Source organism: Streptococcus sp. HMSC034B05, from assembly GCF_001809055.1.
Taxonomy (GTDB): Bacteria; Bacillota; Bacilli; order Lactobacillales; family Streptococcaceae; genus Streptococcus; species Streptococcus constellatus.
In genome coordinates, this window is record NZ_KV795600.1 from 1 (window position 1) to 7,214 (window position 7,214).

Annotated in this window: 4 protein-coding genes, 5 tRNA genes and 3 pseudogenes; 7 read left to right on the forward strand and 5 right to left on the reverse strand. The window is 37.5% G+C overall.

Going from position 1 to position 7,214, the window contains the following annotated elements; genetic code table 11:
- Positions 1-41 precede the first annotated feature (41 nt).
- The 5 genes from HMPREF2542_RS04100 to HMPREF2542_RS04120 all read left to right on the forward strand — a co-directional run bounded on the left by HMPREF2542_RS04100 (position 42) and on the right by HMPREF2542_RS04120 (position 461).
- Positions 42-122: transfer RNA gene (locus tag HMPREF2542_RS04100), tRNA-Tyr, on the forward strand.
- A 6-nt stretch (positions 123-128) separates the two neighbouring features.
- Positions 129-199, forward strand: a tRNA-Trp gene (locus tag HMPREF2542_RS04105).
- A 12-nt stretch (positions 200-211) separates the two neighbouring features.
- A tRNA-His gene (locus HMPREF2542_RS04110) sits at positions 212-284 on the forward strand.
- A gap of 13 nt (positions 285-297) precedes the next feature.
- Positions 298-369: transfer RNA gene (locus HMPREF2542_RS04115), tRNA-Gln, on the forward strand.
- A gap of 8 nt (positions 370-377) precedes the next feature.
- Positions 378-461, forward strand: a tRNA-Leu gene (locus HMPREF2542_RS04120).
- A gap of 153 nt (positions 462-614) precedes the next feature.
- On the opposite strand, the gene HMPREF2542_RS04125 is transcribed toward HMPREF2542_RS04120, so the two are convergent.
- The 5 genes and pseudogenes from HMPREF2542_RS04125 to HMPREF2542_RS04145 all read right to left on the reverse strand — a co-directional run bounded on the left by HMPREF2542_RS04125 (position 615) and on the right by HMPREF2542_RS04145 (position 3,215).
- Positions 615-890, reverse strand: a complete 276-nt coding sequence (locus HMPREF2542_RS04125; protein ID WP_003070842.1) for a helix-turn-helix domain-containing protein — start codon at positions 888-890, stop codon at positions 615-617.
- Positions 877-1,245: a type II toxin-antitoxin system RelE/ParE family toxin gene (locus tag HMPREF2542_RS04130; protein WP_003070840.1), complete on the reverse strand. Its 369-nt coding sequence runs from the start codon at positions 1,243-1,245 to the stop codon at positions 877-879. Before HMPREF2542_RS04130 ends, HMPREF2542_RS04125 begins: the two co-directional genes overlap by 14 nt.
- A gap of 56 nt (positions 1,246-1,301) precedes the next feature.
- Positions 1,302-2,228 (reverse strand): annotated as a pseudogene (locus HMPREF2542_RS04135) (site-specific integrase).
- A 3-nt stretch (positions 2,229-2,231) separates the two neighbouring features.
- Positions 2,232-2,440, reverse strand: a pseudogene (locus tag HMPREF2542_RS04140) (DUF3173 family protein).
- Positions 2,415-3,215: pseudogene (locus HMPREF2542_RS04145) on the reverse strand (Rep protein). The pseudogenes HMPREF2542_RS04140 and HMPREF2542_RS04145 overlap by 26 nt, the downstream one beginning before the upstream one ends.
- A 529-nt stretch (positions 3,216-3,744) precedes the next feature.
- Between HMPREF2542_RS04145 and HMPREF2542_RS04150 the strand changes: the two are divergent.
- Both HMPREF2542_RS04150 and HMPREF2542_RS04155 read left to right on the forward strand, forming a co-directional pair.
- Positions 3,745-5,160, forward strand: a complete 1,416-nt coding sequence (locus HMPREF2542_RS04150; protein WP_058669926.1) for a MucBP domain-containing protein — start codon at positions 3,745-3,747, stop codon at positions 5,158-5,160.
- Positions 5,161-5,185: 25 nt separating this feature from the next.
- Positions 5,186-7,214 (forward strand): GbpC/Spa domain-containing protein (locus HMPREF2542_RS04155; protein WP_315940801.1); only part of this gene is annotated, 2,029 nt, incomplete at its 3' end.

A 7,214-nucleotide genomic window follows, 5' to 3' on the forward strand; every position in this document is an offset into this window, starting at 1 on the left:
TCGGCGGTTCGATTCCGTCTCGCGCCATTTGTTTGATATTAGGAAGGGTAGCGAAGAGGCTAAACGCGGCGGACTGTAAATCCGCTCCTTCGGGTTCGGGGGTTCGAATCCCTCCCCTTCCATCTTGTACGGGCATAGTTTAAAGGTAGAACTAAGGTCTCCAAAACCTTCAGTGTGGGTTCAATTCCTACTGCCCGTGTATAGAATTATGGCGGGTGTGGTGAAGTGGTTAACACACCAGATTGTGGCTCTGGCATGCGTGGGTTCGATCCCCATCACTCGCCTATTTTATAGTATTGGGGTATAGCCAAGCGGTAAGGCAAGGGACTTTGACTCCCTCATGCGTTGGTTCGAATCCAGCTACCCCAGTTTAACTTGCCGGCGTGGCGGAATTGGCAGACGCGCTGGACTCAAAATCCAGTGTCCGTAAGGACGTGCCGGTTCGACCCCGGCCGCCGGTATAGTTGAAAAGACAAGGTTTAGAAACCTTGTCTTTTCTTTTTTTCAATATCTGAGTCTAAAGTTACTAAAAATTTCTAGTTTATTTTTGGGGATGGTAATTTTAGGTAACGAAAAAGAGAAGAGGTTTTTATCCTTCTTCTCTCTAAAACTAACTACCCAATACTAATTTTTAGTTCTTGCTTAAGAGCTACAGCTAATTTGCTCATAGTTTCAATGCTAGTGTTATGTCCTCTTTCAATACGAGCGATAGTTGATTGAGGAACATGGGATAGCTCTGAAAGTTGGCGTTGTGTTAGACCTGCTTTTGAGCGAGCATTAGCAACAGCTACCGCACTTTCTAAAATGGCTTTTTCTGCTTGGTAGCCCTCATTAAAAGAATTATCACTAAGTTGTTCATTTAAGAAATCATTGAATTTAATTGTTTTCATTTTTCTGTTCCCCTTCAAATTCTTTTTTGATGACTTGTGCCTTTTTAATTTCATTAATTGGTGTTTTTTGAGTTTTTTTGGTAAATCCATGTGTAATAATATATCTATTATCGACAGCATGAAAGTAGATAGCACGTTGAATATTAGATGATACTTTGGAACGAATTTCAAAAATATCACTATTTAATTTCTTTACCCATTCCATACGCTGGGCAGTTAATAGCCCATGTTCTTGTATCATGCTAATAGTTGCCAGTAGTTTTTCTCTATCTTTTTGAGGTAAGGATTTATAAAACTCTACAAATTCATTATGACCATTTGGCCTTGTATAGAACTCAAATATTAGCTTTTTCATCACACCTCCATGATAGCATATATTGTTCAAAAAGACAAATGATATTTCTTCAACCATTAAAATAAACTATCAAGTTTATCTGCCAATGCAATTTGTTTACTTGGATATAAATGTGAGTAAGTGTCAATTGTGCTTGTTATAGACGCATGTCCGAGACGTTCTTTCACAACAAGGTAATCTTCGTCTTGATTGATTAAAAGGGATGCATGGGAATGTCTTAAATCATGTATTCTTATTTTTTTAGGGTTAGAATTACGTTTTAATAAATCATGATAATACTTTTCAATACTATCTTTAGTAATTAGAACAGGGCTACTTTGAAATAATTGTAAATCTGTACAATCATCATTTGAAAATTGCTTCAGCAACTCATATTGTTTGTGTTGCCATACTTCTAGTTCATTCATCAATTTAGAGTTAATGACAATCTGCCTAATGCTATCTTTAGTTTTAGGGGGACTGATATAACTAACTCCTTTTTTGAAGTAGACTGACTTTGAAACAGTTATTATATTTCTAGAAAAACCAATATCATTCCAATTGAGAGCCAAAACCTCTCCTAGTCGCATGCCAGTGAAGTACAGAACCTTAAATAATAATTGATAGTGATATTCTTCTGGGGTAAATAATTCCAAAAAGTCTTTAAATTCTGAAACAGTTCAATAGTTTAGCTTTGGACTATAGAAAAATAGTCTTTGATGTGTTTGTTGTCGTTATTTTCTTGTGTGTTGATATAGCTGATTTCTCGATGATTTATATCATCATCTTCCTTTAGCAGTTCATATAGCATAGGAACAGTTATTTTAGCCCCATAGAAGCGTTTTTTTAGCTCTACACTTCGTAGATAGTGTTCTGCCTCGGTAGCTTCTTTTTTCCGTCTTATAACCTTTTTTACTAAGCCAACGTTGCTTTAGTGTGATTGGGTCAAAATCATTGCTGATATCTACAACCCAACTACCGTCTTTGCTTTTTCTAATCGCCATATCTTATCCCCTAGAAAGTGAGCTGTTCTGGACATCAAAGCCAAGTAGTTCAGTAGCGATAGTAGCAGGAATTGTGCCAATACATTTGTTTTGGTAAATTCTGAAACCTCTCTTTCTATAAGCAGTTCCTTTCCTTGTCGAATAATGCGTTTAGAAGTCCCATCAGAGAAATCAAAGGCAACGAAGTCATTTTTGTTTATAGTTGCTATCATGCGATTTACTTCTTGATTTGTCTAGCCTTATTTTCTTATAATTTACATGGTTATCGAAATACTGGCTGTCTTTATAAACCTTGTAGTGTATTCTGTTTTATATAGGACTGTTGAGCTATTGTAGTCAAAAGTTTCATAGGTATAAAACTTATCTTCATCAGGTTTTTTCAGGTTACGAGATGATAAATAGGCTTGCTTACTGAAATTTTCCAACAATTCTTGTCCGAGACCTTTTTCAAAGTATTTTGTAACATATCGACCAGGATTTTCTTTGCTATCGACATCGACTTTATTTATCCGAACTGCTCTGTGTCGCCATAGTTCTAAGAGTTGACTATGTGGAATATAAGGGACCCTGAAAGGTAGAATATAAGCGTGCCATGCTTCACGTTTTTGCTTTTCTAATACTGCAATATATTTAAGTTGACTTTTCATTGTTTTGAATATGTTATAGTTAAAGCGTTTAATAAATGTTTTGAGTAGGTCTTTGAAGTGGTTCTATAGTGGTTAATGTAAGAAAAGAAGTCAACCTCATCAATATTACAATCAACTAGACGGTGTAAGTTCCACTGTGCTTCTAAGCGAGTTTTCTTTATACGTTCGAGACGTTGTTCTTGTTCTTCAAGTGTTAACACATCGAATGTTCTACGTTTTGATATTTCTTTACTTTCAGTATCAGCTTAAAATAGTTTGCCTTTTTGAAAATATTGGCTTTTCGTATTCCCAAATTTCAATATAGAAGGAAGCGGCCTATCTTTTTATTGTACGAAGTCATAAAAAATAGTTCAAATTTTCTGCTACTTTCAAAAGACTTTTATGAATACCTGTAATGTTGCTCTAAATCTCGTAAAGGTGTTTGTATTTATAAGTTGACTTTCATCTTCTTGTTTTAAAAATACACAAGCTAGTCACAAAGTGCATAAATATGCACTCCAAGGGAGAAAATCTTCATTTTTTTACAGTAGTCTTATTGGAATAATGTCTTAAATTTTATTGACTACAGAGGCGCAAATGTAGTCAATGCAACAAACTGTTTAAATATGTCTAGACCAATTTTGTCAAAAAAATGTTGGCTTTTAGTTTACTTTTCTATCGGTCATCTGTAATCTATCTATAATATATCTACATTTATTTACAGTATGTCAAAAAATGTAAAATACCTCTGTAATATGGTTAAATAAATTTGTGAAAATGCTATAATTGGCTTGACATTTTAGGAAAATATTACTATCATAAAGAGTGAATAGTTTTTCAAACTAGGGCTTAACATATTGGATATGTTAAAATATTGAGAGGATATTTAAATGAAAAAAAGCAAGTTCTTTTTAGCGTCAACGGCTGTACTATTATCAGCTTTAGGTGCAAATCCTGTGTTGGCTCGGGACGTTGAACGTTCGATCACCACAACGATTGTGACACCAACTGTTGGCAATGATAAAAAGGCTTCTACTGAAACAATGGAGTCTAATAAGGAACCCACAAATGCAACAACAGCTGCGAAAGCTCCGACTGTTCCTGCAACTCCTGATAGGGCTAAGTCAGTTGTTAATCCGAGTACTCCAAGTGCGTCAGACAAGGTAGACCCTTCAAAGGCGACACCACCAACGCCAAGCGTGCCAGATAAAGAAAAGACTGACCCACCAGATACTTCAAATAAGGTAGAACAGCCGAAAATAGAATCAGCACCCCCATTGAAGTCAGAAAAACAACGATCCGGAATTTCAGAAACTGAGTCTTCAAAGCCAAATCAATCGGAGCCAGAAAAGAAATATGGTGATGTCACTGTTGAGTACAAGAGTAAAGATGGCGCTTTGATTGCACCAAAAGAGTTAGACACGCCGACTTCTGAGGTGGGAACGGATTATGATACGACAGATTACCGAAGAGAGACGATTATTAGTTCAGAAGGCAAGAAATACCGTCTTGATCCGCAAGCTACTCAAGGTTATGAAAAAGGGAAAGTTCTTGAAGGGAATACCACTATTACTTACTACTATGATCTGGTTACAGAAACACCAGATTCTTCAAGTAAGGTAGTGCCACCAAGGGCAGAATCAACTCCCCCAGATAAGACCAAACCGAGTGAATCGGATTTATCTAATAAAGGGGCAACCCCACAAGATAAACCCAAAACTCCGGCTGCACCCTCAACGGATTCGTCGGTCGGTCCAGATAGCTCTATAGCAGATACTGTAGCACCACCAGATAAGATTCCGCATGATGGGATGCTAGATACTCAGCTTGAATCGACAGATACTTCTAGCGATGTTGTCAATCCGTCTGTCTTGACTGAAAAGAACACAGACAAATCGACAACTTCTGATGTGGACTTGAAAAAGGATGAAACGTTTAACCTTAACAATGCCTCATCTGTGAGTGGGAAAAAGGGTGATACGATTGACAATCCGATCAGATCCATTATTTCACCAGCTGATCCGCTTTTGACGGATAAGGGCTTTGAGATTATTGGTAATGACCAAGGGGAAGTCACCATCAAAAACGCAGATGGCTCTAAAACATCTGTACCAGCTGCGCAAGTAGGTGCTAGGGCAAATCCTGATGGAACGGTTACTGTCAAGTCAAGTAATGGTAAGTTTACGTTGTTGCCGGATACGGGGGAAGCAGCCACGATTCTCGCAACGATTGGTTTGTTTATCTTAGCTCTATTAGGCTTTAAAAAAGTTAAGCCTTTTGAGAAAGATAATTGGTTAATTGGGTAATTATTAAAAAGAAAAGAGGAATTTTATGTTTCATAATAGCAAAACGAAGGGTCATGGCTCGATCCGAAAAAACAAAATTTATGGTACCATTGGTGTTTTAACCCTTGGAACAATTGCAATCCTTAGCGCTCACCAAGGTGTAGCTGCTGATGAAGTAAAGGCAACGAAGCCAACAACGCCAGCTCCAGTGGCGGAAGCTTCTGATACAAGTCTTGCTGCACAATCAAAAGCAGCAGCAACTGAAGCAGCGAGTAGTTCTACAGCAAAAACTGTAAAAGAAACAACTCCAGCAGCAAGTACCACAACTGCTCCAGCAGGATCCACTTCAACGGCTGATAATACAACAGCGTCAGCTGCTACAAAGACTGAAAGTGCAACGAAACCAGCTACTGCAAAGACTGAAACACCAGCAGCTGCTAAGCCTTCAGCACAAACAAGTACAACAACAGATGTAAATGTAGATTCTTCTGAGCTTGATAAAGCTGTCAATGATGCTAAAAAAGCAGGAGTTGATGTTAAAAAAGGAACAGATATTAATCATGGAACAGTTACAACTGAAGCTGAAAAGAATCAGAAAGTAGCTGAGATTAAAAAAGACTATAAAAAGCAAGCTGATGACATCAAAAAAGTAACGGAAGCTGCTAAAGAAGACTCTGCTAAATATAAAACGGCTAAAGAAAAGTATGATGCTGAACTAGCTAAATACAATACAGCTAAAGCGATTTACGATACAGCTAAAGCAAAATATGATCAAGATAAAGCAAAATATGACAAAGATAAGGCTGATTATGAAGTCAAGAAAGCTAAATTTGAGCTTGATAAAGCACAGTACGAGCAAGATTTAACCAAATACTATGCTGCTAAAGCAAAATACGAAAAAGACTTGGCAGATTACATCGTTGCTCAAGCAAAATACGAAAAAGATCTGCAAGACTATAAAGCAGCTTTAGCGGAGTGGGAAAGAAATAAGAATAAAGATGGCTATATAACACAACAACTTGCTCAAGAATTAGTGTTTAAAAATGAGCCCAATGCTCAACTGACTTTCCCTGGAAGAGATAAAGTATATACCAAAGAAGAACTAAAACGTTATTTTTATAATCATATAAAAAATAAACTGGGCAGTAAAGATCCCCGCGATGGTGAGACCGACTTTAACGCGACAAATGATGTTAGTGGCAATTCAAGAGTTATGCTACGCAAAGGGGAACCGCTTGTAGCACGATATACCAATCTCCAAAATTCTTACTTTAAAGGGAAAAAGATTTCTAAAGTAGAGTATGTCTACACTTTAAAAGAGACAGGAATAGACGGTTTAAATGAAATCCCTGCCTTTCTCGAAAAAGATCCTACTAAAACTATTTGGTACATGAGTCTTTATGGTAGAACTAGAATTAATATGAAAGCTTACTTCTACGATGAAGATGGCAATAAGATGGATATGACGGGAGCTTTGGTCAGCTTTTCTTCATTGAACCGTGGTACTGGAGCATCTAATGCTTCACCTAAAGCAGCAAATAGACCAACAATCGAAAAAGTTTTCAGTTTTAGTGGTAGACTTATTCAAATTAATGGATCATCAATAGAACGCCAATATGACGGGTATTATTCAAGTAACAATAATGAAAGTAGATCTGAAGGGTCGAGGTTTGACTCAAAGGACTGGGATGGTCCCAATGCTCCTTATAAATGGTATGGTGCTATTGTTGGTCAAGTAACTAGTCCAGATATTGAAGTGGAATTTGGTTCCGTTCGTCGTGCAACGCCTTGGTTTGCATTTAACTCGGATATTAAAGCAAATGGTATCCCAACGAAACCAGTTGCACCAACAAAACCAAAGGAACCAAAAGAACCGAACAAACCAATAGAACCAGATGTGCCAATTGCACCAACTGAGCCAGTAAAACCAACTCCACCAACTGCACCAGATAAACCTGCTACTCGTAAGGCAACTTATCACTACCACACTCTGAAATATCAAACGACTCCAACACCACAGAAGAAATATGGGGATGTCACTGTTGAGTACAAGAACAAAGACGGCGTTACGATTG